This is a genomic window from Mesoflavibacter sp., assembly GCF_964226795.1.
GTDB classification, from domain to species: Bacteria; Bacteroidota; Bacteroidia; order Flavobacteriales; family Flavobacteriaceae; genus Mesoflavibacter; species Mesoflavibacter zeaxanthinifaciens.
Map to the genome: position 1 here is coordinate 246967 of NZ_CAXQQP010000005.1, position 17417 is coordinate 264383.

General features: G+C 32.0%; 17 protein-coding genes. 5 read left to right on the forward strand and 12 right to left on the reverse strand.

Features of this window, described 5'->3' with window-relative positions; genetic code table 11:
- Window positions 1-7 precede the first annotated feature (7 nt).
- Together ACEQT4_RS03385 and ACEQT4_RS03390 are read left to right on the forward strand one after the other, a co-directional pair.
- A complete protein-coding gene (locus ACEQT4_RS03385) occupies window positions 8-481 on the forward strand; it encodes an ExbD/TolR family protein (protein ID WP_370226016.1) in 474 nt (157 codons plus the stop codon).
- Between the two features lie 86 nt (window positions 482-567).
- Window positions 568-1260 (forward strand): porin family protein, encoded by a 693-nt coding sequence (locus tag ACEQT4_RS03390; protein ID WP_370226017.1) that lies wholly within the window; start codon window positions 568-570, stop codon window positions 1258-1260.
- Between the two features lie 2 nt (window positions 1261-1262).
- On the opposite strand, the gene ACEQT4_RS03395 is transcribed toward ACEQT4_RS03390, so the two are convergent.
- The 11 genes from ACEQT4_RS03395 to rplM all read right to left on the reverse strand — a co-directional run bounded on the left by ACEQT4_RS03395 (window position 1263) and on the right by rplM (window position 13110).
- Window positions 1263-1868: a hypothetical protein gene (locus ACEQT4_RS03395; protein ID WP_027879487.1), complete on the reverse strand. Its 606-nt coding sequence runs from the start codon at window positions 1866-1868 to the stop codon at window positions 1263-1265.
- Entirely contained in the window at window positions 1868-3328 is a 1461-nt protein-coding gene (gene rpoN / locus ACEQT4_RS03400; protein WP_370226018.1) for an RNA polymerase factor sigma-54, read from the reverse strand. Before rpoN ends, ACEQT4_RS03395 begins: the two co-directional genes overlap by 1 nt.
- 74 nt (window positions 3329-3402) lie before the next feature.
- Complete coding sequence (gene asnS, locus ACEQT4_RS03405; RefSeq protein ID WP_370226020.1) at window positions 3403-4833, reverse strand: asparagine--tRNA ligase; 1431 nt, start codon at window positions 4831-4833, stop codon at window positions 3403-3405.
- A gap of 36 nt (window positions 4834-4869) precedes the next feature.
- On the reverse strand, window positions 4870-7278 hold the full coding sequence (locus tag ACEQT4_RS03410; RefSeq protein WP_370226022.1) for an RND family transporter: 2409 nt from the start codon (window positions 7276-7278) through the stop codon (window positions 4870-4872).
- 144 nt (window positions 7279-7422) lie between these two features.
- Window positions 7423-8712: a DUF5686 family protein gene (locus tag ACEQT4_RS03415; protein ID WP_370226024.1), complete on the reverse strand. Its 1290-nt coding sequence runs from the start codon at window positions 8710-8712 to the stop codon at window positions 7423-7425.
- Between the two features lie 79 nt (window positions 8713-8791).
- Window positions 8792-9346, reverse strand: a complete 555-nt coding sequence (gene frr, locus ACEQT4_RS03420) for a ribosome recycling factor (protein WP_106677414.1) — start codon at window positions 9344-9346, stop codon at window positions 8792-8794.
- Between the two features lie 65 nt (window positions 9347-9411).
- Window positions 9412-10119: a UMP kinase gene (gene pyrH, locus ACEQT4_RS03425; protein WP_027879481.1), complete on the reverse strand. Its 708-nt coding sequence runs from the start codon at window positions 10117-10119 to the stop codon at window positions 9412-9414.
- Between the two features lie 156 nt (window positions 10120-10275).
- The gene (gene tsf / locus ACEQT4_RS03430) at window positions 10276-11247 is read right to left on the reverse strand and encodes a translation elongation factor Ts (protein ID WP_036227106.1); all 972 of its coding nucleotides are present in this window, start codon (window positions 11245-11247) and stop codon (window positions 10276-10278) included.
- Between the two features lie 89 nt (window positions 11248-11336).
- The gene (gene rpsB / locus ACEQT4_RS03435) at window positions 11337-12107 is read right to left on the reverse strand and encodes a 30S ribosomal protein S2 (RefSeq protein WP_106677418.1); all 771 of its coding nucleotides are present in this window, start codon (window positions 12105-12107) and stop codon (window positions 11337-11339) included.
- Between the two features lie 161 nt (window positions 12108-12268).
- On the reverse strand, window positions 12269-12655 hold the full coding sequence (gene rpsI / locus ACEQT4_RS03440; RefSeq protein WP_027879478.1) for a 30S ribosomal protein S9: 387 nt from the start codon (window positions 12653-12655) through the stop codon (window positions 12269-12271).
- The gene (rplM, locus tag ACEQT4_RS03445; RefSeq protein WP_027879477.1) at window positions 12655-13110 is read right to left on the reverse strand and encodes a 50S ribosomal protein L13; all 456 of its coding nucleotides are present in this window, start codon (window positions 13108-13110) and stop codon (window positions 12655-12657) included. Before rplM ends, rpsI begins: the two co-directional genes overlap by 1 nt.
- 265 nt (window positions 13111-13375) lie before the next feature.
- Between rplM and msrB the strand changes: the two genes are divergently transcribed.
- From msrB to ACEQT4_RS03460, 3 genes are all read left to right on the forward strand, one after another.
- Complete coding sequence (msrB, locus tag ACEQT4_RS03450) at window positions 13376-13825, forward strand: peptide-methionine (R)-S-oxide reductase MsrB (protein ID WP_370226026.1); 450 nt, start codon at window positions 13376-13378, stop codon at window positions 13823-13825.
- 4 nt (window positions 13826-13829) lie between these two features.
- Window positions 13830-14369 (forward strand): peptide-methionine (S)-S-oxide reductase MsrA, encoded by a 540-nt coding sequence (gene msrA, locus ACEQT4_RS03455; protein WP_370226028.1) that lies wholly within the window; start codon window positions 13830-13832, stop codon window positions 14367-14369.
- A gap of 119 nt (window positions 14370-14488) precedes the next feature.
- Window positions 14489-16438, forward strand: coding sequence for a YgiQ family radical SAM protein (locus tag ACEQT4_RS03460; RefSeq protein ID WP_370226030.1), 1950 nt, complete (start codon window positions 14489-14491; stop codon window positions 16436-16438).
- Between the two features lie 11 nt (window positions 16439-16449).
- Here ACEQT4_RS03460 and ACEQT4_RS03465 read toward each other — a convergent pair whose 3' ends face one another.
- Window positions 16450-17406, reverse strand: a complete 957-nt coding sequence (locus ACEQT4_RS03465; protein ID WP_370226032.1) for a bile acid:sodium symporter family protein — start codon at window positions 17404-17406, stop codon at window positions 16450-16452.
- Window positions 17407-17417 lie beyond the last annotated feature (11 nt).

The window sequence follows — 17417 nt, forward strand, 5'->3', positions numbered from 1 at the left end:
TAAAACTATGTCAAAATTTAAAAAGAAAGGTAGTAATGAGCTACCAGCAATTTCTACAGCATCTTTACCGGATATTGTATTCATGCTATTATTCTTTTTCATGGTAGCAACCGTAATGAGAGACAGTAGTTTGAAGATAAAAAACAATTTGCCGTCTGCTGCAGATACTGAAAAATTAGGTCAGAAAAATTTAATCATGTTTATTTATGCAGGTCCACCTAGTGACAGTTATAAAGACAGATATGGTACAGAAGCAAGAATTCAGTTAAATGACAAGCTTGCCAATATAAACGATATAGGTGTTTTTGTTGCTGCAGAACGTGCTAGTAAACGTGAAGAAGAAATTCCTAAGTTAATTACTGCTTTAAAAGTAGATAAATCAACAAATATGGGATTAGTTTCTGATATAGAACAAGCTTTACGTAAAGCTGGACAACTTAAAATTAATTACACTACTAAAAAAGGTAGTGCACTTAAATAAGAATACTCTTAATTTTATAACAAAAGGTGTTTTGATTTTCAAAACACCTTTTGTTTTTTATACCTTTATACTTATTAGTTTTAAAAATGAAGTTTAGGTTAATATTATTTTTTATACTTAGTTATACGTCTCTTTTGGCACAAGAAGAAGAATCTCCATTTCCTAACGTAACAGATTCGCTTTATAGAGAAGATCAGTTTTATTTAGGTGTTACTTATAACCTACTAAACAATAAACCCAATGGAGTTAATCAAAATAAGTTTTCAAGCGGGTTTCACTTTGGTTTTATAAGGGATATGCCAATTAATAAAAAACGAAACAAATCAATAGGAGTTGGTTTAGGTTTATCTTTTAATAGTTATAACCAAAATCTGTTAATCACTGAAAATAATAAGGAGATAAATTTTTCTGTAATTAATGATGATGTTAATTACTCTAAAAATAAGTTTTACACTTCAATAGTTGAATTACCGATCGAGTTTAGATGGCGAACATCTACAGCAAAAGAATATAATTTCTGGAGAATTTATACTGGAGTTAAATTTGGTTATGTTTTTTCTAACTCTTCTAAGTACGAAGGAGAGCCTGAAAACATAAGAATAAAGCAAATAGATAGCTTTAATACGCTTCAATATGGGTTAACCTTAAGTGCAGGTTATAGTACTTGGAATTTTCATTTATACTACGGATTAAACCCAATTTTTGACAATAGTAATGTCAATAACAATCCTATTGATATGACTGATATCAAAATAGGTTTGATGTTTTATATTCTTTAAATTTATAGCCAATAATTTTCTACTATAATTTGTGGTATAGCGCCTATCATTAAGCCTATTATAAGTTCTTTAAGAGTATGAGCTTTTAAATATAGCCTAGAAGTAGCAATAGCGCCTGTAATAATAGCCATTAGTGCCAACGTGCCATTTATATTTTTGCTAAAGTGAATAGCAAATCCAATAAAAAACATAAAAACACCACCAACAGCAGTCATGTGTAAACTAACTTTAAATTTAGTTATGTTTAAAACTAAAGCGGTAATATTAGATATTAATACACCAATAAAGAAGTAGTATAATTCTATTATTTGATACGATGGAAATACACGGTATATAATTAAACCTATTATAAAGATATTAATTAGTAAAGGGAAAATTCTTTCTTCAGTACTTTTAAGATAAATACTTTCTGCTTTTCCTAAGGTTTTTAATAGATAATAAATTAATATAGGTAAAAATACAGAAAGAATAGTAAGGGAAATAATTTTAGCATCAACCCATTGTTCTGGTATAAATCTTGGTGTTTTATGAAAGTAAAATACTACTGCAATTAAAGGCATTACAATAGGATGGAAAATAAATGATATGCTTTTTATTAACCACTTCATTAAATGGTCTTTCTTAACCTTGCTACAGGTATATCAAGCTGTTCTCTATATTTTGCTACAGTACGTCTTGCTATAGGGTATCCTTTTTCTTTTAAAATTTTAGATAAAGCTGCATCTGTTAAAGGTTTTTTCTTGTCTTCTTCTTCAATAACAGTTTCTAATATTTTTTTAATTTCTCTAGTAGATACTTCTTCACCTTGATCATTAGTCATTGATTCTGAGAAAAATTCTTTAATCAATTTGGTACCATAAGGTGTATCTACATATTTACTATTTGCAACGCGTGAGACTGTAGAAACATCCATATCAATCTCGTCAGCAATATCTTTTAAAATCATTGGTTTTAGCTTACGCTCGTCACCTGTTAAAAAGTATTCTTTTTGATAATGCATTATCGCACTCATCGTAACAAAAAGTGTTTGTTGACGCTGTTTTATAGCTTCTATAAACCATTTTGCAGCATCTAATTTTTGTTTTATAAATAACACTGCATCTTTTTGCTGTTTGCTTTTATCTTTAGACTCTTTGTAGCCTTTAAGCATGTTATTGTATTCTCTAGATACATGAAGTTCTGGAGCATTACGACCGTTTAAAGTAAGCTCTAATTCGCCATCAACTATTTTGATAGCAAAGTCAGGTACTACATGCTCTACAATACGATTATTGCCAGCATAAGAACCGCCAGGTTTAGGGTTAAGACGTTCAATTTCATGAATAGCTTCTTTTAATTGCTCTTCATTGACATCAAACTTTTGCATTAATTTTTTGTAATGCTTTTTTGTGAATTTTTCAAAAGCTTGATCTATAATTTCAATTGCAAGCTCAACATCTGGATGTTTTTCTTTACGATGTAATTGAATACTTAAACATTCTTGAAGACTTCTTGCTGCAACACCAGCAGGATCTAATTGTTGTACTTTTTTAAGTATGTTTTCTACTTTTTCTTCATCCGTATAAACGCTTTGTGTAAAGGCTAAGTCGTCTACAATATCTGATAAGTTTCTTCTTATGTAACCGCTTTCGTCTACACTTCCAACTAAAAATTCTGCAATATCTCGTTCTTCGTCAGATAGTCTAAACGTGTTTAATTGATTTATTAAATGTTGGGTAAATGTTGTTCCTGATGCATAAGGGACACTTTTTTCGTCATCATCTGCACTGTAATTATTTGCGCTTGTACGATAATCTGGTATCTCGTCATCACTTAAATAATCATCAACATTAATATCTTCTGCTTCAATCTTATCGTTATCTTCATAATCATCTTGACTGTTGTCAAAATTATCATCAAAATCGTCTTTTCTTTCTTCTTTACCAGTTTCTAGTGCTGGATTTTCTTCTAATTCTTGCTTTAAACGTTGTTCAAAAGCTTGTGTAGGCAACTGTATCAATTTCATTAATTGAATTTGTTGCGGAGACAATTTTTGCGATAATTTGAACTGTAAATATTGTTTAAGCATAAAGATTATGATGAATTATAAAAATAATAAAAAAATCCTACAAGAATTTAAATAGTTGTAGGATTATGATTTATTTAAAACTCTGCGTTTTGAGGTGTTCTTGGATAAGGAATAACGTCTCTAATGTTTGTCATACCTGTTGCAAACATAACTAAACGCTCAAACCCTAAACCAAATCCAGAGTGTACTGCAGTACCATATTTGCGTAAGTCTAAGTACCACCATAATTCTTCTTCTGGAATATCTAACGCAGACATTTTTTCTTTTAAAACGTCTAAACGCTCTTCACGTTGTGATCCTCCAACAATCTCTCCGATACCAGGGAATAAAATATCCATTGCTCTTACCGTTTTTCCGTCTTCGTTTAAACGCATGTAAAATGCTTTGATATTTGCTGGATAATCAAATAAAATTACAGGACATTTAAAGTGTTTTTCAACTAAAAAACGTTCGTGCTCAGATTGTAAATCTGCGCCCCATTCTTCTATAATATATTTAAATTTTTTCTTCTTGTTTGGTTTACTATTACGTAAAATATCTATTGCTTCTGTATAGCTTACGCGCTTAAAGTTGTTTTCTGTTACAAACTTTAATTTTTCTATTAGGCGCATATCGCTACGTTCTGCTTGTGGTTTTGTTTTTTCTTCGTTAAATAAACGATCATCTAAAAACTGTAAATCGTCTTGGCAATTTTCTAAAACGTAAGTGATCACACTTTTCATAAAATCTTCTGCCAAATCCATGTTACCTGCAAGATCCATAAAAGCTACTTCAGGCTCAATCATCCAAAACTCTGCTAAGTGACGTGATGTGTTAGAGTTTTCTGCTCTAAATGTTGGTCCAAACGTGTACACTTTACCTAAAGACATTGCGTAAGTTTCGGCTTCTAATTGACCAGAAACTGTAAGGTTAGTTTCTTTACCAAAAAAGTCTTCTTTATAGTTTACGTCTCCGTCTTCTGTTAATGGTGGATTTTTAGGGTCTAATGCGCTTACGCGGAACATTTCTCCTGCACCTTCTGCATCACTACCTGTAATAATTGGCGTGTGCATGTAGTAAAATCCGTTTTCATTAAAATATTTATGAATGGCAAAAGATAATGCAGATCTTAAACGCATCACTGCACTAAACGTGTTTGTTCTTGTGCGTAAGTGTGCATTTTCTCTTAAAAACTCAAACGTGTGTTTTTTAGGTTGAATAGGGTAAGTTTCTGGATCAGAATCTCCTAAAATTTCAATATTTGTTACAGCAATCTCTACTTTTTGGCCTTTACCTTGACTTTCTACTAAATCTCCAGTAATGGCAACAGCAGCACCAGTTGTAATGCGTTTTAAGATGTTTTCATCTGTATTTTCAAAATCAACTACACATTGTATATTATTAATTGTAGAACCGTCGTTTAAAGCTATAAAACGATTTGCTCTAAAGGTACGTACCCAACCTTTTATATGTACTTCTTGAAATTTAGTTTCTTCTAATAATGTAGCGACTGTATATTGATTCATTTTAAAAAATTTTAATTCAAAAATAGAGTTTTTTATTTATTCTTTATCTGAAATAGATGCCTCTTCATCGTCTTCTTCGGGAATAATATTTATTGAAGGTTCTTTTAATACTTCTTTATTGGCAATATTTCTTTCTAAAGATAGTAGTAATGATGGTAACAATAGTAAGTTAGATAGCATGGCGAATAATAGCGTTACAGATACTAAAGCACCAAGTGCAACGGTACCACCAAAACTAGAAATGATAAATACTGAAAATCCAAAAAATAGTACTATAGATGTATAAAACATACTAACGCCAGTTTCGCGTAAAGCGCCATAAACCGACTTTTTAATTTTCCAGTTATTGGCTTGTAACTCTTGTCTATATTTAGCTAAAAAGTGAATGGTATCGTCCACAGATATACCAAAAGCAATACTAAATACTAAGATTGTAGATGGTTTTATAGGTACACCTAAATAACCCATTAAACCTGCTGTTACTACTAAAGGTAAAAGGTTAGGAATTAGCGACACTACTATCATTCTGAATGAACGGAACATATATGCCATAAATAATGAGATTAATAAAATGGCTAAGCTTAACGAAATAGCTAGATTTTTGACTAAGTATTTTGTTCCTTTTTGAAATACCAACGCTTTACCAGTCATAGTTACATTGTAACGTTCTTTAGGGAAAGTGTTATCTATTTTTTCTTGTAAATTTTCTTGAATACGCTCCATTCTATCAGTACCAATATCTTTCATAAAGGTGGTAATGCGTGCATATTGACCTGTACTATCTACAAAATTTGAAAGTAAATCTACGTCTGATGACGAATTTTTAGCATAGCTTAAAATAAAGCTGTTTTCTTGACTAGTAGGTAATTGATAGTATTTTGGATTTCCGTTGTAATATGCTTGTTTTGAGTATTTAACTAAATCTACAACTGAAATTGGTTTTGATAATTCTGGAGTTTCTACAATAAACTCTTCAATTTTATCCATGCGTTTTAAAGTAGACAGCTTCATAACGCCTTTTTTACGTTTGGTGTCTACCATAATTTCTAATGGCATAATGCCATTAAATTCTTCTTCAAAAAAACGAATGTCTTTAAAGAATTGTGCCTTTTTTGGCATGTCTTCTATTAAACTTCCAGAGATACGTATTTGATAAATACCTATTATACAAACTACTAAAAGCACTAAGGACGTAATGTAAATGGTAATACGTTTTTCTCTAACCATATGTTCCATCCAATTTACAAAACCACCAATCCAACGTTTGTTTAAATGTTCTAAATGTCTCTCTTTTGGATAAGGTAAAAAGGTGTAAATTATAGGAATTATAAGCAAACAGAGTATGAAAATGGCAAGTATACTTAACGATGCTACAACACCAAATTCTTTTAATAACGTACTTTCTGTTAAAATAAATGTTGCAAACCCAGATGCAGTGGTAACATTAGTCATTAACGTGGCGTTACCAACTTTGGTTATAACACGTTGTAAACTTTTTACTTTATTACCATGAGATTTTACTTCGTGTTGGTATTTATTGATTAAGAAAATACAGTTAGGTATACCAATAACGATAATTAATGGTGGTATTAATGCAGTAAGTACTGTAATTTCGTATTTAAGCATTCCCAGAAATCCAAGTGTCCACATAACACCAATACAAACGACCACTAATGAAATTAAAGTAGCTCTAAAAGATCTAAAGAATAAAAAGAAAATTAAAGATGTAACAACAAGAGCTGCTATTACAAAAAGATTAATCTCATCAACTATGTTTTGAGCATTTAATGTTCTAATATATGGCATACCAGATACGCGTACTTGCATATCATTTAAGCTTTCAAATTCTTTAATTTTTTCTTCAAGATTATTTAAGACAAAGTCTTTTCTTGCAGGTGTGTTTACAATATCCTTTTTAAGATAAATAGCTGTTCTTACTGTTTTACTTTCTTTATTAAATAAAAAATTGTCGTAAAAAGGATATTTATTAAAAAGTTCGTCTTGCAAAGTTTCAATTTGAGCAATAGACTTTATAGAATCTTTTATAAAAGGCTCTAATTTAAATTGTTCTTTATCTGTGTCTTTTACAAGTTTTTGAAGATCTTTTATAGAAATTACAGTCTCTACCTCTGGAGCAGATTTAAAACTTTCTGATAAGTTATTCCATGCATTAAGTTTTTCAACAGTAAAAAGTTTAGTGTCTTTTATACCTAAAACAATCAAATTACCTTCCTCACCAAAGACTTTTAAAAACTCGTTATACTTAATGTTTACTTCGTGGTCGTCTGGTAAAAGGTTAGCTTCTGTGTATGTAAAACGCATGTATTTCCATTGCGTACTTAATAGAATGGTAATGACAATAATGCCTAATAGAATACCAATTTTGTTACGCAAAATTTTACGTGCTATAAAATCCCAGAAGTTATTTGAAAAAAGTTTTAACATATTGCTTCAAAAAATCATGCAAAGGTATGTAAAACCAATGTATTTACTAGGCAATCAAGGTTAAAAATGTTTTTAATATTGTTTGCTTTATAATTTTTAAAATATTTTAAAAGCTTTACATTATTTAAAAGTATTCAAATAAGTTTACAGAGTAATATTGAAAGTGAATTTGACAGCAATATTATCTTCTTCTTTTGGTAGGTGATAGGCACCATATCTATAAGTAGCACTTAAGCCAAAACCAAAAAGCAATTTGTTAATTTCAAATCCGGTTTCTGTGTAACCTTTGTCAAGCGTATTAAAATCAAGATTTTGATGCCTGTCAATATTACTCATATTACCTAATGCATATCTAGAAATTAAAACTAATTGTGGCTGATAACGTTCTGTAATTTTAAAAGGAGAAAAATAATGCTTTACAATAAATGTGGTAAACTTATCTGAGAAAAACTCGTTAAAAAACATAGTTTCAAAACTATTTATGCCTGCTACAGAAAAACGTTGTAAAATGGTTTCTTTTCTGATATTATTCGGGTAAGCATGGTATAAATGAGTTAAAGGCGTATCACCATGAGCAAAACCAGCAGTAAATGTTAGTAATGTATTAGCATTATTCTTATGGTTAAACTTTTGAATTGTTCTAAAATCTACTTTAGAAAAGTTAAAGTCTGCACCAAAGACGTCTTTAAAACTTTTAGTGTATTGTAAAGTAAATTTAGGAAAACCACTTTTAACCAATGTTTGTTTGTTACCTTTTACATCAAATTTATCAAACGGATTATATTGAAAAGCTATCTTAGCAAGTGATACTTCAAACGCATGGTAGATAGAATTATTAGCAATAAAATTATAACTGTAAGTTGGGCTAATATTACTTGTTGAAAATTGAGTCTCGGTTAATAATTTAGGTGAAATTTCATGCTCGACAGATAGTTTTGTAGTGATGTGCTTATGAAATAGGTCTATGTTTAATAATCGAGGCTCAAAAAACTGAAAAAAGCGTTTGTCTAAAATAAATTGCGTGCTTCCTGTTTCTTGTAAATCATCAGTATACGAAAGGTTAATCCATGTATTGGTTTTTGGAGCAACTCTAACACCGCCACCAATACTATATTTAGATTTTTTATCTACAAAACCATAAACTAAGTAAGCATTGATTCGGTATTTATCCGAAAATTCATTGCTTGTCTGTCCGCCAAGCCCAGATCTTAATCCTTCGTATTGGTTAAACTTGACTAAGTATCTTAGATCAATATCTAAAAATTTGGTAGGGAAAAAACCATTACCTAAACGGTTTAAAAAGTTGGCTTTTTTAATTGAATCATTAACCGCAGCAGTACTATCTTTTGGTGTTTGAGAAAACGCAAAACTTACACTAAACAAAAATATTGTAGTGCATAAAAATAGGGTAGAAGTGTATTTGTGTTTTAACATTCAAACTAAAAACGATCCAAAATAAAATATATTAAAAAAGAAGAAATAAAAAAAGCGACTTTAACAGTCGCTTAAATCATTAAACGGTCATAATTTCTTTTTCCTTAATCGCTAAAATTTCGTCAATTTTTTTAACGTATTTATCGGTAAGATCTTGTACGTCTGCCTCAGCATTTTTTTGTACATCTTCAGAAGCATCATCTGTTTTTTTAATGTCGTTATTAGCTTCTTTTCTTGCGTTTCTTACTCCAATTTTAGCATCTTCTGCTTCAGCTTTTGCTTGTTTTGCTAAATCACGTCTGCGTTCTTCAGTTAATGGTGGTACGTTAATAATTATAAAATCACCATTATTCATTGGGTTAAAACCTAGGTTAGCATTCATAATTGCTTTTTCAATTTCTTGAAGCATATTTTTCTCCCAAGGTTGAACACTAATGGTTCTTCCATCAGGAGTGTTTACGTTTGCAACTTGACTTAATGGTGTTTGAGATCCATAATAATCAACCATTACACTACCTAACATTGCAGGACTAGCTTTACCTGCGCGAATGTTCAAAAATTGTTTTTCTAAGTGTTTTACTGCTTTATCCATTGCTTCTTTAGCAGTATCTATAATAAATGTAATTTCTTCCATAGTATGTATTTATTATCGAAGCTCTTTCAATAATTGAGCCAATTTTTAAAATTGAAATATAAAAATTATAAATTAACCTCTGTTCCAATGTTTTCACCAGAAACTACTTTTAGTAAATTACCTCTTTTGTTCATATCAAAAACTATGATTGGTAATTTGTTTTCTTGGCTTAAAGTAAACGCTGTAGTATCCATTACTTTTAAACCTTGTCTAATGACATCATCAAAAGTGATATGGTCAAATTTTATAGCAGATTTGTCTTTTTCTGGGTCTGCATTATAAATTCCGTCTACTCTTGTTCCTTTTAAAATGACATCTGCTTCAATTTCGATTGCTCTTAAAACTGCTGCAGAATCTGTTGTAAAGTAAGGGTTACCAGTTCCTCCACCAAAAATAACAACTCGTCCTTTTCTTAAGTGGCTTAAAGCTTTTCTTCTAATAAAAGGCTCGGCAACTTCATTAATTTTGATGGCTGTTTGAAGTCTAGTTTTTACATCGGCGTCTTCTAAAGCACTTTGTAAAGCTAAACCGTTTATTACTGTGGCAAGCATACCCATGTGGTCACCTTGTACACGATCCATACCATTACTTGCTCCTGCAACACCTCTAAAAATATTACCGCCACCAATAACTATGGCAACTTCAACACCTTTGTCGGTTAGTTGTTTGATATCTTCTGCATATTCTGCTAATCGTTCTGGATCTATACCGTATTGGCGCTTACCCATAAGAGCTTCACCAGATAGTTTTAGTAAAATTCGGTTGTATTTCATTTTAATTTTGAAAGTTTAGCAAAGCTACATAATTTTTTGAAATCAAATTATTAAAATTTTTGTTTTGTCTTTTTTGACTTCAAGGCATTAAAAAAAGCCATTACTAAGTTGTAATGGCTTTTTATATTTATGTTTTATTGCGTTTACAATAAAAGACTATCCTACGCTTACACGTTTAAATCCTGTGATTTCAACATCACCATAAGATTTTACGTATTCTGCAACAGTCATTTTTTCGTCTTTGATAAACTTTTGATCTAATAAACATTGTTCTTGATCTAAAGTTGTGTTATCAGAGATAAAACGTTCCATTTTACCTGGTAAGATTTTGTCCCAGATTTGTTCTGGCTTACCTTCAGCTTTTAATTGCGCTTTAGCATCTTCTTCAGCTTGAGCTAAAACTTCTGGAGTTAATTGAGACATTGAAATGTATTGTGGTACATTTTTTAATGTTTTTCCTAAACGCTCTAACTCTTCGTTTTCTTTTTCAATTGCAGCAATTCTTGCTTCAGTTTCGCTAGCTACGTATGCTGGATCAAAATCTTTGTAAGATAAGATTGATGCACCCATAGATGCAATTTGCATAGCAACGTCTTTTGCTAAAGTTTCTACGTTATCTACAGCAGCAGAAAAACCAACGATAGCAGCAATTTTGTTAATATGTACGTAAGAACCAACGTAAGGTGCGTTTACTTTTTCAAAAGCATTGATGTCTAATTTTTCACCAATAACACCAGTTTGTTCTACTAATTTTTCTGATACTGAAATACCATTAAAGTCAGAAGCTAAAAATTCTTCTTTGTTATCAAAGTTGATAGCATTATCTGCCATTTCGTTAGCTAAAGCAACAAAAGATTCGTTTTTACCAACAAAGTCAGTTTCGCAACCTAATACAATAGCAACACCAGTTGTGTTATCATCGTTTACTTTAGCGATAGCAGCACCTTCAGAAGAGTCACGATCTGCTCTTTTTTCAGCAACTTTTTGACCTTTTTTACGTAAAACGTCAATTGCTTGATCAAAGTCTCCACCAGCTTCTACTAATGCTTTTTTACAGTCCATCATACCTGCACCAGTAGCTTTTCTTAGCTTGTTTACTTCTGCTGCAGAAATTTTTACTTCACTCATAATAAGTTATAATTTAAAAAAAAGTCGTTCAATTAATTTTCAGTAAAGAAAAGAACTAAACGACTTATTCATGTTTGAAAATTGTTAATTTATTCTTCTTCCTCTTTTGAAGCTTTTGCTTTTTTAGGAGCCGATTTTTTGTCTGCTTTTGCAGCGTCTTTCTCAGCTTTTTCTGCTTTACGCTCGTTAAGACCTGCTGTAATAGCTTCTGTAACGTGCGTTAAGATTTTATCAATAGATTTAGAAGCATCATCGTTTGCTGGTATTACGTAGTCTACCTCACGTGGATCAGAGTTAGTATCTACCATAGCAAAGATAGGAATGTTTAATTTTTGTGCTTCTTTAATTGCAATGTGCTCACGCTTAATATCTACAACAAATAAAGCTCCTGGTAAACGTGTCATATCAACGATAGATCCTAAGTTTTTCTCTAACTTAGCTCTTAAACGGTCAACTTGTAAACGTTCTTTTTTAGATAACGTATTAAATGTTCCGTCTTTCTTCATTCTATCAATAGTAGCCATTTTTTTAATCGCTTTTCTGATAGTAACAAAGTTTGTTAACATTCCACCAGGCCATCTCTCAGTAATGTAAGGCATGTTTATACTTGCCGCTTTTTCTGATACGATGTCTTTAGCTTGTTTTTTTGTAGCAACAAATAAAATTTTACGACCAGATGCTGCGATTTTTGCTAACGCTGCACCAGCTTCGTCTATTTTAGCTGCTGTTTTATATAAGTTTATGATATGGATGCCATTACGCTCCATGTATACGTAAGGAGCCATGTTTGGGTCCCACTTACGTGTAAGGTGTCCAAAGTGTACACCTGCTTCAAGTAATTCTTTTACTTCTACTGCCATTTTGTAATAGTTTACGTTCTGTTGAATTAGCAATAATTAAGTGGTCATTAAAATAAATTCGCCTTAATTATTTAGATGCTAAACTATACTTGCCTTTTGGGCTAAGTACAACAATAACTAGTTTAATTTTTTGTTTTGTGCTAAAAATTTTAGCAATAATATTAACGTTTAGAGAACTGGAATTTCTTACGAGCTTTCTTCTGACCGAATTTTTTACGCTCTACCATTCTTGGGTCTCTTGTTAATAATCCTTCAGGTTTAAGAATACCTCTGTTTTCAGCATCTAATTCGCACATTGCACGAGAGATTGCTAAACGTACAGCTTCTGCTTGTCCTGTAATACCACCTCCAAATACATTTACTCTAATATCAAAGTCACCTTCGTTTTCTGTTAACATTAAAGGTTGTTTTACTTTGTACTGTAATGTACCTGTAGTGAAGTAGTCATTTAAATCTTTTTTGTTAATCGTGATGTTTCCTTCTCCTTTAGATAAGTATACACGAGCAACTGCGGTCTTACGACGACCAATTTTGTGAATTACTTCCATTACTTGAATTCGTTTAAGTTAATTGTTTTTGGTTTTTGAGCTTCGTGAGCGTGCTCTGTACCAACAACAACAGTTAAATTACGGAATAAGTCTGCTCCTAATTTGTTTTTAGGTAACATCCCTTTTACTGATTTCTCTACTAATCTTGCTGGATCTTTTCCAAACATTTCAGTAGCAGTTAAACTTCTTTGACCACCTGGGTAACCTGTGTGACGTAAGTAAGTCTTATCGTTCCACTTGTTTCCTGTTAAGTTGATTTTTTCTGCGTTAACAACAATTACATTGTCTCCACAATCAACATGTGGTGTAAAGCTAGGCTTGTGTTTTCCTCTTAAAAGTTTTGCAACTTTAGAAGCTAAACGACCTAATGTCTGACCTTCAGCATCTACTAAAACCCACTGCTTATCTACAGTAGCTTTGTTTGCTGAAATCGTTTTGTAGCTTAATGTGTCCACGTTATTAATTATTTTTTATTAAACATTCCTCTCTCAAAAAGAGTTTGCAAATTTACGATTATATATTTGATTACCAAATAGTGGGCTTACTTTTATTTGATAACTCTGTTGATATCTTTTTTTTAGCTCTTTTTTTAGATAAAAAAACAACTAACATTTTAACTATAAGAAGTTAAGAATATATTATTTTAGTGTTTTATTTAAGTTGAAAGGATAGCTTTATTAACACGACTTAATGTATAACATTTAATAGGAAAAGAAAACAATGCTAACTTGGAAAGATATTATAAGTTTTACTGTAAACGGAAATCCAACTCCAGATACACGTGTTGAGAAAACAGACGAGCAATGGAAGGCACAATTAACACAAGATCAATATAGAATTACAAGATTAAAAGGAACTGAAGCGCCACATAGTGGTGCGTTATGTAGTGCTTTTGAAGCTGGACAATATAATTGTGTGTGTTGTGGTTCGCCATTATTTGATTCTACAATTAAATTTAGTTCAGGTTCAGGTTGGCCTAGTTTTACGCAGCCAATCCAAACTAATGCAGTCAAATATGAAAAAGATTCGTCTTTTGGGATGATCCGTGTAGAAATTATGTGTAATACTTGCGATGCACATTTAGGACATGTTTTCCCGGATGGTCCAGAACCAAGCGGTTTGCGTTATTGTGTAAATTCAGAATCTTTAATTCTTAATAAAGAAGGGTGATTTAATGACAACAAAAAAGTTAGAAGTCGCTACCGTTGGTGGTGGATGTTTTTGGTGTACAGAAGCAGTGTTTAATCATGTAAAAGGTGTAGAAGAAGTAATTTCTGGTTACACAGGTGGTAATGCGCCAGGTAAACCAACTTATCGCGAGATTTGTTCTGGGTTAACTGGTCATGCCGAAGTGGTTAAAGTAACTTTTGATGCTAATATTATTAGTTATAAAGATATTCTTGAAATCTTTATGACAACACATGATCCTACAACTTTAAATAGACAAGGTGCAGATGTTGGGACGCAATATCGATCTGTGATATACTATTATAATGATAAACAAAAGGAAATTGCTAATCGTGTTTTAGAAGAATTAAATCCTTTATATAGCAATCAAATAGTAACAGAAGTAAGTCCAATGGGTGTTTTTTATGAAGCTGAAAAAGAACACCAAGAATTTTATCAAAATAATCCAGATTATGGGTATTGCACCTATGTCATAGATCCAAAACTGAATAAGCTAAGGCAATTACATACAGACAAATTAAGATAAAAATTTCTAACTACCTCATAATGAGTTGTTGTGTTGTTTAGTGAGTATGGGTAACCATAACTAATAATTCCTTTTAAAAAATCTATTATAGTTTAATTTTTGATTAATTTTGCAGCGTTATGCAAGAAGAATTGAGACTTTCTAGTTGGTTACCTACCACAAATAAAGAGGTGAAAATTCGCGGATGGGAAGAACTTGATGTTATCCTATTTAGCGGTGATGCCTATGTAGATCATCCAACCTTTGGTCCAGCAGTAATTGGACGTTTGTTAGAAAGTATGGGTTTACGAGTTGCTATCGTTCCACAACCTAACGTTAACGATAACCTTCAGGATTTTGTCAAGTTGGGTAAACCACGTTTATTCTTCGGTGTTACAGGTGGTTGTATGGATCCTATGATTAGTAACTACAACGCCAACAAAAAGCGTCGTGATAAAGATGCCTACACGCCAAATGGCGAAATAGGTTTTAGACCAGATTATGCATCTACCGTTTATAGTAAAATTTTAAAAGAAAAATGGCCAGATACACCAGTTTTAATTGGTGGAATTGAAGGCTCCTTACGTCGTGTGACGCATTACGATTATTGGAGCGATCAATTAATGCCAACCATTTTAGAAACCTCTAAAGCTGATATGTTGGTCTACGGAATGGGTGAACAACCACTTCGTGAAATTGTACGTTTGCTAGAACGTGGTGTACCTTTTAATAGTATAAATACTGTTAACCAAACAGCGATTCTTATTAATGATGAAAACGATATCCCAAAAAATAAAAATTGGGAAGATGTTGAAATCGCGTCGCACGAAACCTGTTTAAAAGATAAAAAGGCTTACGCGTCTAACTTTAAAGTGATAGAGCAAGAGTCTAATAAATTGGCTGCAAGACGAATATTTCAAAAAGTAGGTAATAAGATGCTGATGATAAATCCACCTTATCCTACAATGACGGAAGCCGAAATTGATGCGTCTTTCGATTTGCCTTATACGCGTTTACCGCATCCAAAATACAATAAGCGTGGGCCAATTCCTGCTTACGAGATGATAAAAACGTCTATAAACATTCACCGTGGATGTTTTGGTGGATGTAGTTTTTGTACCATTTCGGCACATCAAGGAAAATTTATAGCGAGTCGTAGTAAAGAGTCCATATTAAGAGAAGTTGATAAAGTGGCGAATATGCCAGATTTTAAAGGCTATTTATCTGATATTGGTGGACCAAGCGCGAATATGTATCAAATGAAAGGTAAAGTACAATCTATTTGCGATAAATGTGTTGCACCAAGTTGTATTTCGCCAGTAATTTGTAGCAATTTAGATACGTCTCACAAACCGTTAACCGAGTTATATCAAGCAGTTGATAGTCATCCGAAGGTGAAAAAATCCTTTATCGGTTCTGGAATTAGACACGATATGTTGGTGCCAGAATTTAATAAAAACGCCGACCCAAAAGAGTTAGACGATTATACAGAAGAAGTGATGACAAAGCATGTTTCTGGTCGACTTAAAGTAGCGCCAGAACATACCAGTGATCCGGTATTAAAATTAATGCGAAAACCATCGTTTAGTTACTTCCATAAGTTTAAAGAACGTTTTGATAAAATCAATATCAAGAATAAACTGAACTTACAGTTAATTCCGTATTTCATCTCAAATCATCCTGCCTGCGAAGTTGAAGATATGGCAAATCTTGCTGCCGAAACTAAAGATATGGGCTTTCAGCTTGAGCAAGTTCAAGGTTTTACGCCAACACCAATGACGGTTGCAACGGTGATTTATTACAGTGGTTACCATCCGTATACGCTTAAAAAGGTAAATACGCCAAAAACCAGAAAAGAAAAAGACGAACAACATCGTTTTTTCTTTTGGTATAAAGATGAAAACAAAGCTTGGATTAAAAACACGCTTAATAAATTAGGAAGACAAGATTTACTTGATGTTTTATTGCCTAAAAAAGATGAAAAATGGCGTAAAAATAAACCTGGTAAAACTAAAAACACCTTTAACGATGCTGTACCTTTTAACCAACGAAAAAATAAGGTAAAGTATAAGAAAAAAAAGCGAAAGTAATTCCTTTGCTTTTATAAATCCCTTCTACCATGCTTAGCGGCAATAACACTAATTGCTACAATTTGAAATGCATGAAACATCATAATTGGCAATAAAATAATGCCTAAAAATGAAGCGTTTTGAAATAGTATTTTAGAAAATACTGTACCGTGTACTAAAGACTTTTTAGTGCCGCAAAACTGTGCTGTAATTCGGTCTTCAATAGAAAAATTAAACCGTTTTGCGACAAAACCTATAAAGAAATATGCTATCCAAAAGATTAATATAGCAACAGCTAAAACGGCTAGTAATTTTAATGGACTTAAATTTTCAAAAATGCGATCTAAAAAGGATTTAGAAAAGCTTTTGTAGATAATCAACAAAATCACACTTTTATCAAATAGTGTAATTTTTTTGCTGTGTTTTAATGCAAAAGCTCCTAAAAAGCGTCGTAACAATAAACCTAAAATAACTGGTGCTAAAATTTCTAACAATAACTTTTGATAGACTTCGATTAAGCTATAATCTGTTCCAGTAGAGGTCATAAAAAGACCAATCCACAACGGTGTAAGAATCACGCCAATTAATCCCGAAATACTCGCATTAAATATAGCTGCAGGAATATTTCCTTTGGCAATAGATACCATAACTACAGATGAAGATACTGTTGAAGGTAACGCTGCTAAAAACATAAAAGCCAGCCAAATAGCTTTGTTATCTTTAGTGATTAAAGGGTAAGCAGTCAATACAATTAAAGGAAAAACAATAAATGTTGTCGCCTGAATTAAAACATGTAGTTTCCAGTTTTTTAAGCCAATTTTAATTTGTTGCGGACTTAATTTTAGTCCGTAGAAAAAGAAAATAAGCGATATACCAATACTGCTCAAAGTATTTAAAACTTGTGCACTTTCACCTTTACCCAAATCAGGATAAATGTATGCCGCTATTACGGTAATTATAATAGCAATGACGAATTTGTCTATTTTCAAAACTCGATAGA

What these genes read in the sequence shown, in the direction of transcription:
- msrB (WP_370226026.1), top strand. Translation starts at nt 13,376, where the DNA reads ATGCTAACTTGGAAAGATATTATAAGTTTTACTGTAAACGGAAATCCA.
- ACEQT4_RS03460 (WP_370226030.1), top strand. Translation starts at nt 14,489, where the DNA reads ATGCAAGAAGAATTGAGACTTTCTAGTTGGTTACCTACCACAAATAAA.
- pyrH (WP_027879481.1), bottom strand. Translation starts at nt 10,119, where the DNA reads ATGAAATACAACCGAATTTTACTAAAACTATCTGGTGAAGCTCTTATG.
- ACEQT4_RS03385 (WP_370226016.1), top strand. Translation starts at nt 8, where the DNA reads ATGTCAAAATTTAAAAAGAAAGGTAGTAATGAGCTACCAGCAATTTCT.
- ACEQT4_RS03390 (WP_370226017.1), top strand. Translation starts at nt 568, where the DNA reads ATGAAGTTTAGGTTAATATTATTTTTTATACTTAGTTATACGTCTCTT.
- rpsI (WP_027879478.1), bottom strand. Translation starts at nt 12,655, where the DNA reads ATGGAAGTAATTCACAAAATTGGTCGTCGTAAGACCGCAGTTGCTCGT.
- rpoN (WP_370226018.1), bottom strand. Translation starts at nt 3,328, where the DNA reads ATGCTTAAACAATATTTACAGTTCAAATTATCGCAAAAATTGTCTCCG.
- msrA (WP_370226028.1), top strand. Translation starts at nt 13,830, where the DNA reads ATGACAACAAAAAAGTTAGAAGTCGCTACCGTTGGTGGTGGATGTTTT.
- rpsB (WP_106677418.1), bottom strand. Translation starts at nt 12,107, where the DNA reads ATGGCAGTAGAAGTAAAAGAATTACTTGAAGCAGGTGTACACTTTGGA.
- ACEQT4_RS03395 (WP_027879487.1), bottom strand. Translation starts at nt 1,868, where the DNA reads ATGAAGTGGTTAATAAAAAGCATATCATTTATTTTCCATCCTATTGTA.
- tsf (WP_036227106.1), bottom strand. Translation starts at nt 11,247, where the DNA reads ATGAGTGAAGTAAAAATTTCTGCAGCAGAAGTAAACAAGCTAAGAAAA.
- asnS (WP_370226020.1), bottom strand. Translation starts at nt 4,833, where the DNA reads ATGAATCAATATACAGTCGCTACATTATTAGAAGAAACTAAATTTCAA.
- ACEQT4_RS03415 (WP_370226024.1), bottom strand. Translation starts at nt 8,712, where the DNA reads ATGTTAAAACACAAATACACTTCTACCCTATTTTTATGCACTACAATA.
- ACEQT4_RS03410 (WP_370226022.1), bottom strand. Translation starts at nt 7,278, where the DNA reads ATGTTAAAACTTTTTTCAAATAACTTCTGGGATTTTATAGCACGTAAA.
- frr (WP_106677414.1), bottom strand. Translation starts at nt 9,346, where the DNA reads ATGGAAGAAATTACATTTATTATAGATACTGCTAAAGAAGCAATGGAT.